This is a genomic window from Dokdonella sp. (assembly GCF_041395345.1).
Lineage (GTDB): Bacteria > Pseudomonadota > Gammaproteobacteria > Xanthomonadales > Rhodanobacteraceae > Dokdonella.
On record NZ_JAWLAR010000001.1, the window covers coordinates 128,012 to 145,874 of the forward strand.

Annotated in this window: 20 protein-coding genes; 15 read left to right on the forward strand and 5 right to left on the reverse strand. The window is 61.6% G+C overall.

What is annotated here, in order from left to right:
• Nucleotides 1-32: 32 nt before the first annotated feature.
• Complete coding sequence (locus R3F00_RS00565; RefSeq protein WP_371279743.1) at nt 33-827, reverse strand: uroporphyrinogen-III synthase; 795 nt, start codon at nt 825-827, stop codon at nt 33-35.
• A gap of 111 nt (nt 828-938) precedes the next feature.
• On the opposite strand from R3F00_RS00565, the gene R3F00_RS00570 reads away from it, so the two are divergent.
• The 5 genes from R3F00_RS00570 (at nt 939) to R3F00_RS00590 (ending at nt 4,166) form a co-directional block, all read left to right on the forward strand.
• A complete protein-coding gene (locus R3F00_RS00570) occupies nt 939-1,436 on the forward strand; it encodes a YiiD C-terminal domain-containing protein (RefSeq protein WP_371279744.1) in 498 nt (165 codons plus the stop codon).
• A gap of 95 nt (nt 1,437-1,531) precedes the next feature.
• Nucleotides 1,532-1,969 carry a hypothetical protein gene (locus R3F00_RS00575; protein ID WP_371279745.1) on the forward strand — a complete coding sequence of 146 codons (438 nt, stop codon included), beginning with the start codon at nt 1,532-1,534 and terminating at the stop codon, nt 1,967-1,969.
• Between the two features lie 113 nt (nt 1,970-2,082).
• Complete coding sequence (locus R3F00_RS00580) at nt 2,083-2,535, forward strand: rhodanese-like domain-containing protein (RefSeq protein WP_371279746.1); 453 nt, start codon at nt 2,083-2,085, stop codon at nt 2,533-2,535.
• Between the two features lie 114 nt (nt 2,536-2,649).
• On the forward strand, nt 2,650-3,153 hold the full coding sequence (gene secB / locus R3F00_RS00585) for a protein-export chaperone SecB (RefSeq protein WP_371279747.1): 504 nt from the start codon (nt 2,650-2,652) through the stop codon (nt 3,151-3,153).
• A gap of 11 nt (nt 3,154-3,164) precedes the next feature.
• Entirely contained in the window at nt 3,165-4,166 is a 1,002-nt protein-coding gene (locus R3F00_RS00590) for an NAD(P)H-dependent glycerol-3-phosphate dehydrogenase (protein ID WP_371279748.1), read from the forward strand.
• Between the two features lie 163 nt (nt 4,167-4,329).
• Here R3F00_RS00590 and trmL read toward each other — a convergent pair whose 3' ends face one another.
• The gene (gene trmL, locus R3F00_RS00595) at nt 4,330-4,794 is read right to left on the reverse strand and encodes a tRNA (uridine(34)/cytosine(34)/5-carboxymethylaminomethyluridine(34)-2'-O)-methyltransferase TrmL (protein ID WP_371279749.1); all 465 of its coding nucleotides are present in this window, start codon (nt 4,792-4,794) and stop codon (nt 4,330-4,332) included.
• Between the two features lie 380 nt (nt 4,795-5,174).
• Here trmL and R3F00_RS00600 point away from each other — a divergent pair, with 380 nt between their 5' ends.
• From R3F00_RS00600 to R3F00_RS00615, 4 genes are all read left to right on the forward strand, one after another.
• Nucleotides 5,175-8,252, forward strand: a complete 3,078-nt coding sequence (locus R3F00_RS00600; RefSeq protein WP_371279750.1) for a caspase family protein — start codon at nt 5,175-5,177, stop codon at nt 8,250-8,252.
• 205 nt (nt 8,253-8,457) lie between these two features.
• Nucleotides 8,458-9,006 (forward strand): hypothetical protein, encoded by a 549-nt coding sequence (locus tag R3F00_RS00605; protein WP_371279751.1) that lies wholly within the window; start codon nt 8,458-8,460, stop codon nt 9,004-9,006.
• Nucleotides 9,007-9,292: 286 nt separating this feature from the next.
• On the forward strand, nt 9,293-9,679 hold the full coding sequence (locus tag R3F00_RS00610; protein ID WP_371279752.1) for a VOC family protein: 387 nt from the start codon (nt 9,293-9,295) through the stop codon (nt 9,677-9,679).
• A 62-nt stretch (nt 9,680-9,741) separates the two neighbouring features.
• Nucleotides 9,742-10,203 carry a hypothetical protein gene (locus R3F00_RS00615; RefSeq protein ID WP_371279753.1) on the forward strand — a complete coding sequence of 154 codons (462 nt, stop codon included), beginning with the start codon at nt 9,742-9,744 and terminating at the stop codon, nt 10,201-10,203.
• A 77-nt stretch (nt 10,204-10,280) separates the two neighbouring features.
• Here R3F00_RS00615 and R3F00_RS00620 read toward each other — a convergent pair whose 3' ends face one another.
• A complete protein-coding gene (locus tag R3F00_RS00620; protein WP_371279754.1) occupies nt 10,281-10,715 on the reverse strand; it encodes a hypothetical protein in 435 nt (144 codons plus the stop codon).
• Nucleotides 10,716-10,844: 129 nt separating this feature from the next.
• On the opposite strand from R3F00_RS00620, the gene R3F00_RS00625 reads away from it, so the two are divergent.
• Nucleotides 10,845-11,600: a helix-turn-helix domain-containing protein gene (locus R3F00_RS00625; RefSeq protein WP_371279755.1), complete on the forward strand. Its 756-nt coding sequence runs from the start codon at nt 10,845-10,847 to the stop codon at nt 11,598-11,600.
• A gap of 135 nt (nt 11,601-11,735) precedes the next feature.
• Entirely contained in the window at nt 11,736-12,212 is a 477-nt protein-coding gene (locus R3F00_RS00630; protein ID WP_371279756.1) for an STM3941 family protein, read from the forward strand.
• Between the two features lie 17 nt (nt 12,213-12,229).
• Here R3F00_RS00630 and R3F00_RS00635 read toward each other — a convergent pair whose 3' ends face one another.
• Nucleotides 12,230-14,113: a DUF2207 domain-containing protein gene (locus R3F00_RS00635; RefSeq protein WP_371279757.1), complete on the reverse strand. Its 1,884-nt coding sequence runs from the start codon at nt 14,111-14,113 to the stop codon at nt 12,230-12,232.
• A gap of 20 nt (nt 14,114-14,133) precedes the next feature.
• Nucleotides 14,134-14,685: a LemA family protein gene (locus tag R3F00_RS00640; RefSeq protein ID WP_371279758.1), complete on the reverse strand. Its 552-nt coding sequence runs from the start codon at nt 14,683-14,685 to the stop codon at nt 14,134-14,136.
• A gap of 145 nt (nt 14,686-14,830) precedes the next feature.
• Here R3F00_RS00640 and R3F00_RS00645 point away from each other — a divergent pair, with 145 nt between their 5' ends.
• From R3F00_RS00645 to R3F00_RS00660, 4 genes are all read left to right on the forward strand, one after another.
• Nucleotides 14,831-15,205, forward strand: coding sequence for an SRPBCC domain-containing protein (locus R3F00_RS00645; protein WP_371279759.1), 375 nt, complete (start codon nt 14,831-14,833; stop codon nt 15,203-15,205).
• A 312-nt stretch (nt 15,206-15,517) separates the two neighbouring features.
• On the forward strand, nt 15,518-16,216 hold the full coding sequence (locus tag R3F00_RS00650) for a DUF3011 domain-containing protein (RefSeq protein ID WP_371279760.1): 699 nt from the start codon (nt 15,518-15,520) through the stop codon (nt 16,214-16,216).
• A 311-nt stretch (nt 16,217-16,527) separates the two neighbouring features.
• Nucleotides 16,528-17,133 carry a hypothetical protein gene (locus tag R3F00_RS00655; RefSeq protein ID WP_371279761.1) on the forward strand — a complete coding sequence of 202 codons (606 nt, stop codon included), beginning with the start codon at nt 16,528-16,530 and terminating at the stop codon, nt 17,131-17,133.
• 68 nt (nt 17,134-17,201) lie between these two features.
• Nucleotides 17,202-17,843, forward strand: a complete 642-nt coding sequence (locus tag R3F00_RS00660; protein ID WP_371279762.1) for a hypothetical protein — start codon at nt 17,202-17,204, stop codon at nt 17,841-17,843.
• Nucleotides 17,844-17,863: the final 20 nt, after the last annotated feature.

Sequence of the window (17,863 nt, forward strand, 5' to 3'; positions counted from 1 at the left end):
CTAGCTGAAGACGCCGGCCCGCGGCAGCACAACTACAGGCGATGCCGACTCAGCACGGCGACTGCAGCGGCGAGCAAATCCTTGGGCAAGGCCGATTCGGCCTCGTGGACATCGCTGAAGCCGTGCTCCCGAGTCTGTTCGGCAAGTCGCTGACTGCTGACTACCACGGCTTCCCTGCGCCATCGCATCGCCAGCTCGGCGGGTAGCGCTGCCAGCAGGTTGGTCAGAGCCTGAGCGCTGGACAACAGGGTGATCCACGGCCGTTCGGCGTTCCGCAGGGCATTCAGATATCGTTCGCTCAGGTTGGGCGGCTTGCGCTGGTAGACGGCAATGCTCTCGACAAGGGCGCCTCGCTCGCGCAAGGCCGGGGCGAGCAGGTCGCGACCTCCGGGGGCCTCGATCAGGGCAATGCGCTGGCCGCTGATATTGGCCAGCACGGGTTCGGCAAGCAGCCCCTCGCTGTTGTGCAAATGGGCCGGTGCAATCGCAGCGATTCCATTTCGGGCCAGAGCGCGTGCGGTACCCGCACCGACGGCGCAAACGCGCAAACTCGACGGAAGCGGATCCGAACCGAGCAGCGAGAGGCCAAACAGGACCGCCGTGGGACTGGTGAAGATCCAGGTATCCGCACCGCGCGCGGCAACCAGGTTGCGTTTTGCAGCGGCGGTATCGTCGATCGCGCAAAGGCGCATGCCGGGCAGTCGAACCACGTGCGCACCGCGGGATCGGGCTCCACGGACCAGCCCCGCCGCAGTGGCAGCAGGGCGAGTGACAATGACACTCGCGCCTGCGAGTGAGGGCGCTTTGCGCGTGCGGCTGTCGGTCATCTCGGTTCCCGCCCCGATCAGGGTAGGAATCATACTCAAACAGCGCCCTGGCTTGAATGAACACGTCCCGCATGCGCACACTCGCGGCCCGTTTCCAAGCGCGAGCCGTGCATGCCCCCGACCGATGCCTTCGCCAGCAAGCCGCAACGCGAGCGCGACGCATTGCGGCTTGCCCTGCAGAAACAGGTGCGCGTCGATATCCCGCTTACGGCTGCAATGCAACTGGGCATCACGGCCTGGGATGGAGAATCGCTGCGCATGAGCGCACCGCTGGCGCCCAATGTGAATGACAAGGGCTGTGCGTTCGGCGGCAGCCTGACCAGTGTCATGACCCTTGCCTGCTGGTGCCTGGTCACCCTGGCCATGAAGCAGCGAGGCCTGGCGTGCGACATCTACGTGCAGGACAGCGAAGTGCGCTACCTGGCTCCGGTCTGGGAGGACTTCTCGGCGGAGGCACGACTGGCCTACGGCAACACCTTCGAGGAGTTCTTCGGCACGCTGGAGTCGCGCGGAAAGGCCCGGCTTTCCGCGCACTGCGAGATTCGTCTGGCTGACGGATGCGTGGCCAGCCGTCTGAACGCGCGCTTTGTTGCGCTAGGGCAACGCTGAACAAGAGGCGCAGCCTCCATGGCACGGAATTACTGTCAGTGCGTCTGATGGGGCACAATCGGAGTCTGCCGGCTGACAGTCGAGGAGACGACAGCATGATTCCGAACCGATGGTCTGCACGTTCCGCAGCGATCACCCTGCTTGGCCTGGCGCTGCTCACCGCCGCATTCCCGCTGCTCGCGAAATCGCGTGACAAGCAGCTGACCGAGACCCTGCGCACCTATGCCGCGACGATTCGCTGGGGGTCCATCGAGCAGGCCGAGAGCTTCGTCTCGCCCGAATACCGCGCCTTGCATCCACTGACCTCTCTGGAACTGGAGCGCTTCAAGCAGGTTCGGATCACCCAGTACACCGATACGGCCCCGGTTCCTGTCAATGACTATGAGGTCCGCCAGACCGTGGAAATCGGCCTGGTCAATGTGTACACGCAGGAAGCGCGTACGATTGTGGATCGTCAGATCTGGATCTACGACAAGCAAAACAAGGTCTGGCTGCTCCATTCCGGCTTGCCGGACATCACTCAACGCAATTGATCGGGCTCGGCGAATCGGTCCGATTTGCCAGCCCACCCCTTGCTCACGGACAATCGGCGCCCATTTCTCTCCGGCGCGGATCCTCGCGCGCCGCATCAGGCCAGCCAACGACCGTGTCCGAAATCCTCAATCGCCTGCCCGAATTCATCGGCAACCACCCTTTTCTCTCGCTTGGCTTCATTGGCGTGCTCGCCGCGCTCATCGCCAGCGAAGTCGGCCGCATCACGCGAGGCTACAAGGCGCTGACCCCGGCCGGCCTGACGCAGTTGATCAATCGAAACAATGCCCTGCTGATCGACGTTTCGAGCATCCAGGACTTCGAGCAGGGCCATATCGCCGGCGCCCGCCATGTCGCCATGAGCCAGTTCGATCCGGAAAACAAGGATCTGGCCAAGGCCCGCGAACTGCCGGTGGCGGTTTACTGCAAGACAGGGCAAACCTCGGCCACGGCAGCCAAACGCCTGAAAAAGGCCGGCTTCACCGATGTGTCCACGCTGGATGGCGGCCTTCGTTCCTGGATCGAGGCGCAATTGCCGCTGGCCAAGGGTCGAAACAGCGGCAAATAACCCCCATCTCACTGGATCCAGCCCGGATGCACAACGCGCTGTCGTGCGCCAGCGCCCTCGGCATGGGATAATCCGGGCCCATTTTTCCCCACGTTTTTCTGGAGCAAACGCAACATGGCAGAGAATTCCCCCGCAAATGGCGCGGCCAACCCCGCAGCCGACCCGAGCCAGCCGCAGCTCAACCTGCAAAAAATCTACACCAAGGACATCTCGTTCGAAGTGCCGGATGCGCCCAAGGTTTTCCAGCTTCAGGGCCAGCCTGGCGTCGAGCTGAACCTGAGCCAGCGCGTCAACACACTCAGCGAAACCGTGTTCGAAGTGGTCCTCAGCGTCACCGTGACCTGCAAGATCGAGGAAAAGACCGCGTATCTGGCCGAAGTCCACCAGGCCGGCATCTTCGGTGTCGCCGGCTTCGACCAGGCTTCGCAGGAAAACGTGCTGGGCACCTATTGCCCCAACGTGCTGTTCCCCTACGTGCGCCAGATCGTCTCCGACCTGGTCCAGGGCGGCGGCTTCCCGCCGCTGTATTTGCAGCCGATCAACTTTGACGCGATCTATGCCGAGCAGATGCGTCGTCGCAACGAAACGCCGGCCGAAAGTCCAGCGCTCAACTCCTGAGCCAGCGATCGATGAACACGCCGGTTGCGGTTCTCGGCGCCGGATCGTGGGGCACGGCCCTGGCCGTGCTGCTTGCGCGCAACGGCGTCCCCACCACCTTGTGGGGACGTTCGCCGCAGGGCGTGGTCGACATGGCCACGCAGCGCGCGAACACGCGCTACCTCCCGGAAATGAATTTCCCCGATGCCCTCGGCATCAGCGGCGTACTCGAAACCTGTGTGCGCGATGCGGCCATCGTGCTGATCGCCGTACCCAGCCATGCCTTTCGCGAGCTGGTCGACGAGATCGCGCCGTGGGTCGCGGCCGATGCCGGCATCGCCTGGGCTACCAAGGGATTCGATCCGGGCTCGGGCCGCTTCCTTCATGAACTGGTCGAGGAGCGCCTGCCGGGCCACCCTGCCGCGGTCGTCACCGGACCTTCTTTCGCCAAGGAAGTCGCCGCCGGCCTGCCGACTGCGCTGACCGTGCAGTCCAACGACGCCGACTTCGCGCGCAAGCTCGCCCGCCTGCTGCATGCGCCCACCTTTCGTGCCTACACCGGCACCGACATTCTCGGCGCCGAGCTGGGCGGCGCCATGAAGAACGTGCTGGCCGTAGCCACCGGTGTCGCCGATGGCATGGAACTCGGATTGAATGCACGCGCCGGCCTGATCACGCGCGGCATGAATGAAATCCTGCGCCTTGGCACCGCACTCGGCGCCAAGCCCGAAACCCTGATGGGCCTCGCCGGCCTCGGCGATCTCGTGCTCACCTGCACCGGCGATCTTTCGCGCAACCGCCGCCTCGGCCTTGCCCTCGGTCGTGGCGTTTCACTCAAGCAGGCAGTCGCGGATATCGGCCAGGTCGTCGAAAGCATCGTTACCGTCGACGAAGTCGTCCGCCTCGCCCGTCGCGTCGGCATCGAACTGCCGATCGCCGAACACGTGCAGCATGTCCTTCACGAAGACATGACCCCGGAAGAAGGACTGCGCGCCCTGCTCGCCCGCGAACAGAAACCCGAATACCCCGAGTAATCCTCTTCCCCGCCTTTTTCCTTGAAGGGGGCGTCAGCCGCTATGCCAATTGAATCCTCCTGCAGGGGTGGGTCTGAGACCCCTCCGCGCTTCCCCCACAATTCGAAAACGTTGAAACGCGGGCGGGTCTGAGACCCGCCCCTGCGGTCGACCCATAACCGCCTCAACTGCCGCCTTCGAACCCGCTTTGCCGCCAGGCCTCATAGGCCACCACCGCCACTGCATTGGACAGGTTCAGGCTCCGATTCCCCGGTCGCATCGGCAAGCGGATCCGCTGCTCGGCCGGAATCGCCTCAATCACTTCCGTCGGCAGGCCGCTCGTCTCCGAGCCGAACATGACCGCGTCATTCTCCTCGTAACGCACCCTGTCATGGCGCACCGTCCCTCGCGTGGACACCGCGAACAGCCGGTTGGGTTTTACCGCCTCCATGAACGCATCAAGATCCGCATGCACGGTCAGCCGCGTGTACTCGTGATAGTCGAGTCCGGCGCGCTTGAGCTTGGCATCATCGAGGGCGAATCCGAGCGGACCGATCAGATGCAGGTGAGCACCCGTGTTCGCGCACAGACGGATGACATTGCCTGTGTTGGGGGGTATTTCCGGGCGATGCAGGATGATGTTGAGCATGCTGTAGGAGCCGATACCATTCGGGGAATTGCAGGGCAGACTAAATGAGTTTCCCTTCTCCATCGAGAAGACTCGTTGCTCGTGCGTCGGCGGCGCGTGGATCGCAATCGAATTGACCTTTGTGGCAGGCAATTGCCCAAACTTGGGTGCGCTGCCCCCAATTGCATAACCGACAATCCCGACTTGAGCCCTTGGCTACGGCAAGACTGCCCGACAACCAATTCGTCGATGAGTCGCCGTGGCCTGCGACGGTTCTCAGCGAATTCGGCGAGAGTCAGGCTGCAAACGACGCTGTAAAGTTCGCATACGGCGTTGCTTTGAGGAGCCGAGCTACAACTGCCATTGCTGGCGATGCCAGGAACCCGCAAGGACATTCAACGATGGAAGCCGTACCCGAGTTCAGAAAGAGCGTGGCAGTGGTCATTGGCATCAACGCCTACGATCACGGCGTGCCGCAACTCAAGACCGCGGCGAACGACGCCCGGCGGCTGGCTCGCATGCTGGCCGAAGAGCATGGCTATGACGTGCACCTGCTGCTCGATGAACAGGCTTCGCTTGCTGCTATCAACAAGCTGCTCAGGGACGAACTCGCGAATTCGATCGAAAACGAGGATCGCGTCTTTTTCTACTTCGCGGGGCACGGCGTAGCCCTGCAAGGCGCAGATGGACCCAGCGGCTATCTCCTCCCTCAGGACGCCAGGCGCGGCGAGCCCGAAAGCTACCTCCACATGCCCCTGCTATACGACGACCTCTTCGCGCTTCAGTGCCGGCATCTCCTGGTGATTCTCGACAGCTGCTTCTCCGGGGCATTCCGCTGGTCTTCAACGCGCGACGTGCTGGTCATGCCAGAAGTGATCCATCAGGAGCGGTACGACCGCTTCATTCTCGATCCGGCCTGGCAGGCCATTGCTTCGGCTTCCTACGACCAGACAGCGCTTGACGAGATCCCCGTATTCGGGGCCTTCGGATCACGAGGCGATGACGGCACGCACTCGCCTTTCGCCAGTGCCCTTTTCGAGGCGCTGGAAGGGGCTGCGGATGTGGCACGTGGTGGTGTGGCCGATGGCATCATCACGGCAACCGAGCTGTATCTGTATCTGGAGGACTCCCTTCAGCCTGCAGCAATCGAAGCGGGGCATCGGCAGACACCGAGCTTGTGGCCCCTGCCCAAGCACGACAAGGGCGAGTACATCTTTCTGGTACCCGGTGGCAAGCTCGACTTGCCGCCGGCACCACCGCTCAATTATGGCAACAACCCATGGCGCGGCCTGGAGCCCTACGAGGAAGAGCATGCCGAGCTGTTCTTCGGTCGCGAAGATGCCATCGACGCGCTCGCGAAACACATTGACGAGCATCCCCTGAGCATCGTGCTGGGTGCCTCCGGCACGGGCAAGTCGAGTGTGGTGAAAGCGGGTTTGTTGCCGAGGTTGAAGCGGGACGTGGCACAACGCTGGTACGTGCTGCCTGTCGTGCGTCCTGGTGCCGAACCGATGCAGGCACTTCGCCGGGCGGTGGCCGGCCTGGATTCGGGCGCGCCAACCGGCACCGAAGTTGGCGTGGAAGAGCGCATCGCAGCCTGGTGCCTCGCGCATCCCGGCAATCGACTCGTTCTGGTCGTCGACCAGTTTGAGGAACTGGTTTCGATGACCAGGTCAGACGCAACACGGGTAGAAGTACTCGATCTATTGGCGCGTCTTGTCGCGCAATTCCCGGAACAATTCCGCCTGGTCCTCACGTTGCGGTCGGACTTTGAACCACAGTTCGACCGCTCCGCGCTGGGGTCCGACTGGAACCAGGCACGCTATGTCGTGCCGCCGATGACGCAGGACGAAGTGCGCAGCGTCATCGAGCGACCCGCTTTGCAGCGGGTGATGTATTTCAAGCCATCGGAGCTCGTCGAAGACCTCATCAACGAGGTCATCCAGACACCCGGCGGGCTGCCCCTGCTTTCATTCGCACTCAGCGAAATGTATATCCACTACGTCAATCGTCGCAGTGACGATCGCGCATTGGAAAAGATCGACTTCGACGCTGTGGGCGGTGTCGTCGGCGCACTGCGCACGCGCGCAGATGCGGAGTTCGAGGCGCTGGACGCCACGCAGAAGGAAACCATGCGGCGCCTGCTTCTGCGAATGGTTGCTGTCGAGGGCGGCAACGTGGCGCGTCAGCGCGTGCCCGGCCCCGATCTTGAGTACCAGGACGCCGCCGAAACCGGGCGCTGTCGTGAAATCGTGGGTCGCCTGACGCGTGCGCGCTTGGTAGTTGAAGGGCGGGCAGACGATGGCGAGGCCTACGTGGAGCCCGCACACGACGCGCTCGTTCGGGCGTGGGACCGCCTCCTGCGCTGGATCCATACCGAGCAGGGCCGCGTTGCAAACCTCCAGTTCCAGCAGGGACTTTCACGCGCGGCGCGCGAATGGTCGCTGGCCCGGACCAGCGCGATGAAGGCCGGTTTGCTATGGCGGGACTCTGCGCGCGCGGGGCTGCTGGCCCTTCTGGTCGGGCACGAAGAAGATCAGATGCCGGGAAGTGCGCTGACCACTGGACAACGACTGCGGCGCTGGGGCCGCCGGTTGAAACGCCGATTCGGCGGAAAGGCCGGAGCCGTCGAGGTCCGGGGTGCCTGGATGAACCGTCGCGAGATGGCGTTTGCCCGGCGCAGCATTCGGCGGCGGAGACGAATTCGTGAGGGGTTGGCCGCGCTGGGCCTGATCATCTTTGCGAGCGCGTTTATCGCCTGGGGCTTTGCTATCGAAGCAGGTATCCAGGAGGAAATCGCGGTCAGGCGCGCGGATTCACTGGGCGAGCTTTTCGGCAGGGACCTGATCAAGGACGGACTTGTGCCAGGGGACATGGCGGTTGCTGAAGCGATGCAGTCGGAGTGGGAACCCTTCGTATTCCGTGGGAGTTCTGTATTCGCCCTGCGCAGCTCGCATGCCGGCGGCAAGATCGTCGCGCTCAGCCATGATGAGCTGCCGGTAGACGAAATCTTCATGGATTACGTGCTGGGATGGATGCTCGATGGCAAGGACGACGCCACGTTTCTCGTGTCGACCTCGCACTGCGAGGTGATTACCTATGAGATCGAAAATGTGTTGGCCCGAAGTCAGTTTTCGAACAGCTCAATCAGGGAAATCAGCGATCTGTCTACGATTGGCTCGGGAGATCCGTCGACCGTGCTGCTGGTTGGAAACGCCTGGAGCGCCTTTTCAGAAGCAGAGATAGAAGCCGTGGAGCGATTCGTGCGGCAAGGTGGCGGGCTTGTGGTTGCCGGTATCGGCTGGTCGTGGAACCAATTCAACGGTCAGCCGAATTTCGCGACCCAGTTTTGCGAGGCACATCCGAGCTCGGTCGGAAAGACTGCCAGCACCGACTCCTACCCAATGAACAACTTGATGAAGCCTCTGGGCCTTTCGTGGATTCTTGAGGCACCCGCTGAAATCGATTCGGACCAGTGATCTCCTGCGCTTCCGGACAGCCTGCATCGACACGAAGCCGAGCAACCGGGATGCCCACAATCTGTCGCTGGCCACCGTCCAGCCCGAACCGGGTGTCGCCAGACCATTCCATTGCTGGCTTCTACCCGACAGGTCGATCGCTCTTGATCAAGAGAAACAGGGCACACTATTTCCATAACGGCATAGGAGGGATCTCAGTCACAACATGCGACCACTCGGATACATGTACAAACGCGTTGCCACCGATCTGCAATGGCTGAATGCGCCGCGCGTCGACGACGTCTACGCGCTCAGCGGTTGTGTCTCGAAGAATTTCGCCGACTACATCGCTTTCTGGAAGCACAACGGCTATTGGCTGTTTGATTCTCCGTCCATGATCCGTGCGCTCGCCGTGGAACACGCCATCTCGCTTGACGGTGCGAAGCTGTTCTACTACGAGGCGCACGATCTGGAATATGACAGCAACTCTGGCAGCTGGTTCCCTTTCGCTCCCGATCCGGCCTTTGAGACAAACGTCGAAGCTCCTGGCGCCGCAACACTGGAAGGATTCGACATCACCACGTTCCATGCCGGCACTTCGCCCGAGTGTTCCCCGCTGTCATGCAACGGCCTGGCCGCAGACGTCGCCACAAACGAACATTGCCTCATTCCCACGTTCGAGGCGGCAATCCTCGCACTTGAGAGCGGGCGATTCGACAATTCCGAACCGGGGCCTTGTCGCGTCATTGCTGTCTACTCGGTCAATGACGCCTGATGCTTCGCCGGGAACAGCAGTGAACCGCCATGTGGGTCGGTGCATCGACTCCCGAATCCGCCTGCGCACGTGACCGGTTGCCGCTCGAGCATCGCAGTTCGCGGCGAATATTTCGACCAATCCGGGCAATCCGTACATCTCCCCGAAATCGTTTGCTGCGGCCAGGACGAGGCATCCTGTGGAGCGATCCTGCATGGTCATTGACGATGCCTGGCATGGGCGAAGCACGGCATTTTCATCGCTCAGAACGTACACTCTGATCTGGTATTCGCGCTTGGGAGGCGACATGAAACGGGTCACTGGCATTGGCGGCATCTTCTTCAAGGCCAAGGACGCTCCTGCACTGCAGGCTTGGTACAAGCGACACCTCGGCATTGATGTGCAGGAATGGGGCGGCACGGCCTTCAACTGGACCGACGCTGAAGGCAAACCGGCCGGTGGAACCACCATCTGGTCGATCGGACCGGACAAGGGCGAACCGTACGCGCCAGGCACCGCGCCGTTCATGATCAACTATCGGGTGGAAGACCTGCACGCCCTGGTCAAGGTGTTGCGCGAGGAGGGTTGCAACGTCCTCGACCGGATCGACGAGTCCGAGTATGGAAAGTTCGCCTGGGTGATCGACCCGGAAGGCAACAAGGTCGAGCTCTGGCAGCCACCGGTAGGCCAGTGAACTCGGCAGGCAGGCCCGGTACGCACCTGCGACATGTACGATCATCGCGGCCAGTCGGCTCCATGTCAGACCGTCTGTCGGCTTCCGGAAACAGGTGCTGGGGATATCAAATTCGCTTCGCAGTAGTGTTGTCGGTGCTACTTCTGGCGGCGTGCTCCCGGGCCATGGTTCGAGATGAGGGCATCGACCCGCCTTGCTTGCCTGGCGCGCCTGCTTGTACGCCCGAAATTGCAGCAACGCTCTCGCGTTCCGAGATTGCGCTGGTTGGTTCAACACTGACCGTATCCTGCGGAGTGTCAGAATCAGGCGAAAAGTCCGCTGCGCTCTCGCAATGTTCGGAACGATCGAGAAGAATGCTGCACCAACTTTCCAACGTGATGCCCACGATCGATCCCTTTGCCCACATTGATGTTGAAGAGGCCAGAACCTGCATTGACACGTTTATTTCCGGCCGTGAAGCAGCGGACTGCGAGTTCCATGCCATTTCGGCAAGGGTATCCCTCGATGGCAAGCTCGAGAGGTGAGCTGACCGTACCTCGCCCGGTTCACTCGACACATGGCCAGGCAAGTCCGTCTTGATCGTATCTTGCGGTTGCTCCGGTCAAGCCGTTCGCTCATTGGCTTCACGCAACTGCAATGCAGGAATCAGGAAGATCAGCAGGAAGCCGATATTGCCGGCGACGTTCCACGGCGCTCCAGCAAGCATGGACCCGCTGGAGTCGACGACGAACCAGGTGCACAGGCCGCCCAGGATGAGAACGCGCGCAAGCTCGGGCTCGCGGGCAGCCAGTCGCGTGAGGACCAGCCAGATGGAAACGCCCCAACCTGCCATGACGCCACCACCGATGGCTGACAGCAGGCGGGCGGATGGATCGGTCAGGCCTTGCCCTCCGTCCAGCGGCGCGAACACAAGGTCCAGCATGAAAGCCACGGGCGCCGAAAGCGCAGGTGTTGCGGCTGCCACCATCAGCAGGCCGAACCCGATCGTGAACACGGTGGATGCTTTCAACCACATGATTGCGTGACGCTGTTTCATGGCGCGATCCTTGTATCTGGGAATGCGCCGAGACTAGGCCTGAGCAAGGCTGCTGCCAATTACCTCGCAGGTAATGGATATTGGTGCCGGGGTCTGGTTTGATCGAATCCTCCCAGGGAGTGCGCGTCCGTGGATCCGTTTGGCCATCTTCTAAAGCACTGGCGCAGCCGACGCCGCTACAGTCAGCTCGATCTGGCCGTGGCTGCGAATGTTTCTTCGCGCCACATCTCGTTTCTCGAAACCGGCCGCTCGCAACCGAGTCGGGCCATGGTGCTGCAACTGTCCGAGGTCATGGACGTGCCGCTGGCCGAACGCAATGCCTTGCTGGCATCGGCGGGGTTCAGCGTCGCCTACGTCGAACGCGCGGCCGATTCGAGGGATCTGCAGTTTGTTCGCGAGGCGATAGCCTGGACCCTGGAGCGCCACGATCCGTATCCGGCCATTGCTTTCGACCGGCATTGGCGCGTGAGGAAGTTGAATCGCTGCGCTACGGCCCTGCTCGGGCGACTGGGTGTTGGCGAAGGCGACAGTCTGCTCGATGCATTCCTGTCAGCGGGTCCATTGCGTGATGCGCTGGTCAACTGGCAGGAAATTGCGCGCGAGTTGCGCACTCGACTGCGCACCGAGAGCATGCATTTCGGCGGCGATCCGGTTCTGGAAGAGGCGATCGACAGACTCGATGCACTCGACGACGGCGAGCGGAATGATTCCCGAGCACCATCCCCGGCCGTGATTTCGGTCGAGTATCGCGCCGGGCCAGAGGTTCTGTCCTTCTTCTCCACCATCTCGCAATTCGGTTCCGCAGAAGACATTGCCTTGGCCGATCTGAAGATCGAAATGATGTTTCCGGCCAATGAGGCGACGCGACGCGCCTTGCTGGATTGACATCGCGGACAGCGGGATTGCATCGGTCGGCAAGTTGCAAGCGATGGCGGGGACGCCGATCATCCGCTGACAACTTCCAGATCAGGACGGAAACCGGCGGATCGACTCTGACCGCCAACGCACCGCACACCGCTCATGAGCCTGCCCGACAGGACCCTGCGACCGCAGCAATCGACCTCCAGCCTGCTCAAGAAGTGCCTGCTGTTGGCGGTCTCGATCCTGTTCGTCGCCTGCGGCGTCTGGATGCTGCCCGAGAAAGCCCTGACGGGATCCTTCATCATCGCCTTCTTCGGTCTGTGTGCGTTGGTGTTCGTCGTCCAGCTGCTGCCTGGAAGCACCTGGCTGAAGCTGGATGCACGGGGATTCACCTACTGTTCGCTGTTCAGGAAGCACCGGGTGCGCTGGCAGGACGTCGAGTCCTTCGTGCCGGTTCGTATGGGTCCCAACGATCTGGTCGGCTGGACTTGGGCGGAGAACTACAAGGGCACACGTGGCGGCAGCGAGCTCAGTCGCAGGCTGGCCGGTGTGGACGCCGCCCTTCCCGACAACTACGGAAAGAGTGCGGGCGGGCTTGCTCAGCTCATGAACTCGTACAACTCGCGAACTCGCTGATCAGCTCTCGAACCTGGCTACCAGCCGCCTCCGCCACCGCCCCCTCCACCGCCGCCCGACGAACCGCCGGAAGATCCACCGGAGCTTGAGCCGGGCGCCGTCGAGGCCGAGGAAATCGAATTGCCAAGACTGGAGGTCAGCCCACTGGTGAGTCCGGTGAGACCCGCCGCGTTCAGCGCGGTGCTGCCGTGATACCAGCTGGGCTGCGCCTTTTCGAGTTGATCGCTCGGCAATGCGTCGGCGAAACGCCGGGCCCAGGCCTGTTCGACATCGAGCGCAAAGGCGTACGGCAGGAACACACTGAACTGTTCAGGGTTGTCTTCGGGACGATAGCGCGCGTCGAGCTCGTCTTTCTCGGCCACGCCGAGATACCAGCGGAAGCCCTCGATACGATCAAGCAACTTCGCGCCATCCTGGGTTGGCGCCTTCATCCAGTGGTAGAAGGCGATATTCGTGCCGATCACGGCGATAAAGACGAACATCAGGCCGAAGCCGGCAATCATGGCCATGGCCACCAGGCCGAAGATTTCGCCCGCTATGAATGGCAGGGCGAACAGCCACATGAAGGCCGCGCCAAAGTGCCCGAAGAATCCACGCGCGCCACGCCAGCCCGCTAGTGCACGCGAGACGAGGGCGTAGACGCCAAAGCTCCAGCCACTCAGCCAGACGCACATGAACAGCACGGCGAACTTGGCTTCGCCAGGCATGGCGATTGCGGCGGCCAACAGGCAGAGAATTGAAAACAGAACGGCCGGGATCAACTTGCGTCGGTGGGTAAGGAAGTACTTCTTTTCATAGTCGGCCGCCAGAGCCGCCTTGTGTGCGTCCTTGGTCGCACTCATCTTGCGCGCCGTGGTCTCGCTGGTTTTCAGCACGATCGACTTGCTTGCCGCGAACAGCGTCTTCATGATCGCCGCCTCGCCTGGTGCGAAATCGACCCTTCCGCCTTTTGACTTGAGCGTGATCTCGCCCTTGTCATCCTCGATGTCGAGCGCACCCTTGGCCGCCAGCCCGAGCACCGCTGCGGCGAAACACGATCGGTCGTAGCCCATGCGCCGGATGTAGCGAAGCGAAGCCGGGGAATAGCCATTCGGAGGCTCATACTGAGGAACAACGACGCCGCGTTCCGGATCGCGACCGTAGCGCGTCCACATCAGTCCGTAGTAGATCCAGAGCAGGATCAGTCCGCCTGCGCCGATCAGCAACTGGCGGTTGTCCGCCAGCAGCCAGCGAACCTTCTGTTCGGTGGTCGGTTCGGCAACGATGCCCTTGGGGAATTCAAGGACAATGCTGAGCCCTTCCTCTGGACCGAGCGCGCGCGTTGCGCGATAGCGGGCGCCGCCATCCATGACCTCGGCATCAAGTCGGGCCTCGGTCGAGCCTTGCGGCCCGGTGTAACCGGATGCCTTGAGCCGATCCGCGCTGACCGGCTCGGGCAGATGCACGCTGGCGCTCGCCGCTTCGATCGGGAAGGCCCAGCCGTTGCCGGTCACGTTCCAGTACAGCTCATCGTGTTCGTCAAAGAAACCGAGCTGGCGCGAAGTCCGGTACTCGATCACATAGGTGTACTCACCCGGCTCGAGAGTCACATCCTTGTTGCCAAGGTAGATGCGCACGCCATTGCCGAGGGTCTCGCTGTGCCAGGCTTCCTTCTTGCCATCGCGTGTTGCACTGACGAGGTCGAATCCGGTGACGTAGCGCTGTCCCTGCGGATCGCGGTAGGTGGTCGGGAAATCGCGGTAGATGCCGCGCTTGATCTGGTCGCCTTCGGCGCGCACGCGAATCGTTTCGCGCACGACCATCGTGGCATCAGCAGCAATCGCGATGTCGCTGTGGTAGGAAAGAATGGATTCGTTCGCAGTGGTCGTTGCTGAGAACGCCAGCAAGACCAGCACCAACATGCATGCCCAGCCGCGGCGGCTCACAATTTCACCTGTGGGGCAGAAGCCGCTGAATCCGGTGCATCAAAGAATTCCGCCTCGCGAAATCCGAAACCGCGTGCCACGAGCACGTGCGGAAAAACCTGGATGCGGTCATTGAACTGGCGCACCGAGCCGTTGTAGAAGCGGCGTGCGTATTGAAGGTGGTCCTCGACCTTGACCAGCTCGTTGTTGAGCTGGGCGAAATTCTCGCTGGCCTTGAGATCCGGATAGGCTTCGGCCAGCGCGATCAGGCGACCGACATCGTTGCCGAGGGCGCGTTCGATCTCCCCTTTTGATCCCACTTTGTGCGCATTGCGACTCTGCGTTCGCTCTGCGGTCACGCGCTCCAGAAGCTCGCGTTCGTGCGTGGCGTAACCGCGCACAATCTCGACCAGCGGCGGAATCAGGTCGTGGCGCTTCTGCAGCTGCACGTCGATGTCGCTCCACGCGGCAGCGACCTGGTTTCGGTCGCGAACCAGGCGATTGAAGATCCAGATCACGGCTACGCCGAGCGCAGCGATCAACAACCCCAACAACAGGCTTGCAGACATGAGCGAACTCCCATTCCCGGAAATCCATTCTGCCCGCAATTCGGCATCAATAGAAATCCTGCTGCGGACGTGACACGGACTGTCGACATGGCAGGCCAACCATGGACAGAGTTCTCCATCCGCCGGCCAGAACCAGTAATCCGACATGACGGCCCATGCCATTCGCCTGCATCGCGTACTGCGTGCCGCCCCTGAAAAACTCTACCGGGCTTGTCTCGATGCCGCCGCGATGGCCAAATGGCTGCTTCCGTACGGGTCCACCTGCTCGATGGACAAGATGGACGTCCGCGTCGGCGGCAGATTCCAAAGGGCGTCCACCAACTCCTCCACAGGCAACGGTCACACCTTCGGCGGCAAGTACCGCGAACTGATCCCGAACGAGCGCATCCGCCATTCGGACGTCTTCGACGACCCGAACCTGCCCGGAGAATTGGAGACCACAATTTATTCAAACAAAGTCTCCTGTGGGTCCGACCTTGCAATCACGCAGACCGGCATTCCCGAGATGATTCCGGTCTAGAGGTGTGAACTCGGATGGCAGGAGTCGCTTGCCCAACTGGCGCTGCTGGTCGAACCCTTGATCAGCGACTGAAGTCGTCCTGAGCAGGAATCGTTAAACCATTGTTAGCAACAGTGGCCTGGTATGGAACTGCTCAAATACAGCCGGTAGGCTTGGCAACGGCAGAGCGTCCATTCCGCCCATCCTGCATTGTCGATCCCGCGCTATACCCGAGATCATCTGTCGTGTACGTTCTGCCCCTGCTGAAACATCCTGAGCTGTTTCAGACAGTTTCCACATCGAGAGACATCGATCACAACCGGGAGACCCCCCATGCAAACAAGGCAATTGATCGGCCTGGCTTTCCTGACCTGTTTCGCCGTACAGGTTCAGGCCGCGGGAAACGTAGTGAAATGTGAATCCGAGCACGACAAACGCGTTTCCTGCGAAATGAATACAGGCGGTGTGGTCAAGATCAAGCAGCAGCTGAGCAAGACCCGCTGCGTCGAGGACGAGAACTGGGGTATCACCAAACACACCGTCTGGGTCGACAAGGGCTGTCGCGCCGTATTCGAATTGCAAGGCAGCAACAATGCCTCGAGCAGTTCGGATGAGGGCGACAATTCCGGATATGCCTCCAATGGCAAAGCTCCCAACTCCGCGATTCGAGCCTGCAATGCCGTCGAAGACTGGTATGGGAAGGTCGTATCCAGCAATGCGATGAAGCCGGGCTGGTGGGAAATCATCCTGCAGTACGACGATGGCAAGTATGTCTGCAACGTCAGCGACTCGGGTGAGGTCGAATCGTTCGAGAAGTTGCGTGAGCCGGGAGCCGCTGCTGCGACCGAACCACCGGCCGCCGCCGTACGCGCCTGCAATGCCGTCGAGGACTGGTACGGAAAGGTCGTAACCAGCAACGCGCTGAAACCGGGCTGGTGGGAGATCATCCTGCAGTACGACAATGGCAAGTATGTCTGCAACGTCAGCGACAGTGGCCAGGTCGAAACCTTTGAACGACTGAGGAACCAGTAGCCCTCAAGGCAGGGATCACTCAGGGCGGCAACCCCCTGTTGCCGCTCTGGGCAACGCCGGCAATCGGGACTTGCCTGACCCATCGGCAAGGGCCCCGTGAAAGAACCGACATCCAATGCGGACTCGCGTTCGCACTGCCCGTTTGTATATCCAGACGACGAATTTCCCTGCTACAACGGCCATCCGCCAGGCCTGTCGATCTGACAGTGGCTGTTCGTACCGGCTGCCGTCTTCGCCGATTACCTTGCCTTGTCAGTGATGCCCTTGCTGGCGTTGCTCACCTTCAATTGTCACCACCGCGGGAAACGTCCATGCAAAATCTTCGAAGTGTGCCGGACCGGTCTTGTCGCGCCCTGAACCGCACCTTATTCCTGATGTTCTCGGCGCTGCTCGGCATGGCGGCAACGCCCGTAGCGCTTGCCGACACCGCGGCCAATGCCTTCTTCGACTCGTTGCACCGGCTTTGCGGCACACGCTTCGAAGGTGCCATGACCTTTCCTGCCGAAGGCCAGGATGCCTTCGCCGGCAAGTTGCTGGTTGCGCAGGTTGAAACCTGCACCGACAGCGAAATCCGCATACCGTTTGCGGTTGGCGACGACACCTCGCGCACCTGGATCATCAGTCGCACGGACAGCGGCCTGCAGTTGCAGCATGATCATCGACATGCGGACGGGACAGAGGACGCGATCAGCATGTACGGCGGCAAATCCCGTCCCGGCGGCAGCGCGACAGAGCAATCATTCGCTGCCGATGCTCATACCGCGAAGCTGATACCGGAGGCCGCCACCAATGTCTGGACGATCAGCCTGGCGGACGACGGTGGACGTCTCGTCTATGCGCTGCAGCGAAACGACAAGCCACGCTTCAAGGCGGAGCTCAGACGCGTCGATAGTCCGGCATCGGTCCCCGGGCACTGATATTCTGAATACAGAGCTGCGCGGACACAGGAGTCGCTGGCGCAGCGCCCGACAGGAGCATCCGCGCCATGGCTACGGCAACTTCGCTGTTGCTGGCTCTGCATATCGCAGCCGGCTTCTCCGCGCTCGGTTCGGGCCTGCTTGCTGCCGGCAACAAGGTCATCAATCGCGGACGTCGGTGGCATGTGCTGGCCGGCCGCACGTTCGTTGTGGCCATGTCGGTCGTCTTCGTGACGGCCGTGCCGTTGTCTATCCTGCGCGCGAACATCTTCCTGCTCCTGATCGCCATCTTCAGTTTCTACCTGGCGTTTTCCGGCTGGTGCCTTGCACGCAACCGATCGGGCAGGCCGCAACGCGTCGACAGGGTTCGGGCGATTTCCATGTTGCTGTGTGCCGGGGCCATGGCGACCTACGGTGTGTTGCTTTTGTCCCGAGGCAACAGCGGCGGCTCAATCATGCTGGTGTTCGGAGTCATCGGCGCATTCCTGGGCGTCAATGACATCCGCATCATCCGCGGCGGTGGCGTCAGCGGTCCGGCGCGCATTGCCCGCCACCTGACCATGATGCTCGCGGCGACGATCGCCGCCATTACCGCGTTCCTCGTCGTCAACCTCGTTTTTCATCCGGCACTGGTACTCTGGCTGGCACCGACGGTCGTGATCGTTCCGCTGATCGTGATCATGAGCCGACGTGTGAAGCAGACAGCTTGAATCTTGATCCGGCCAATGCA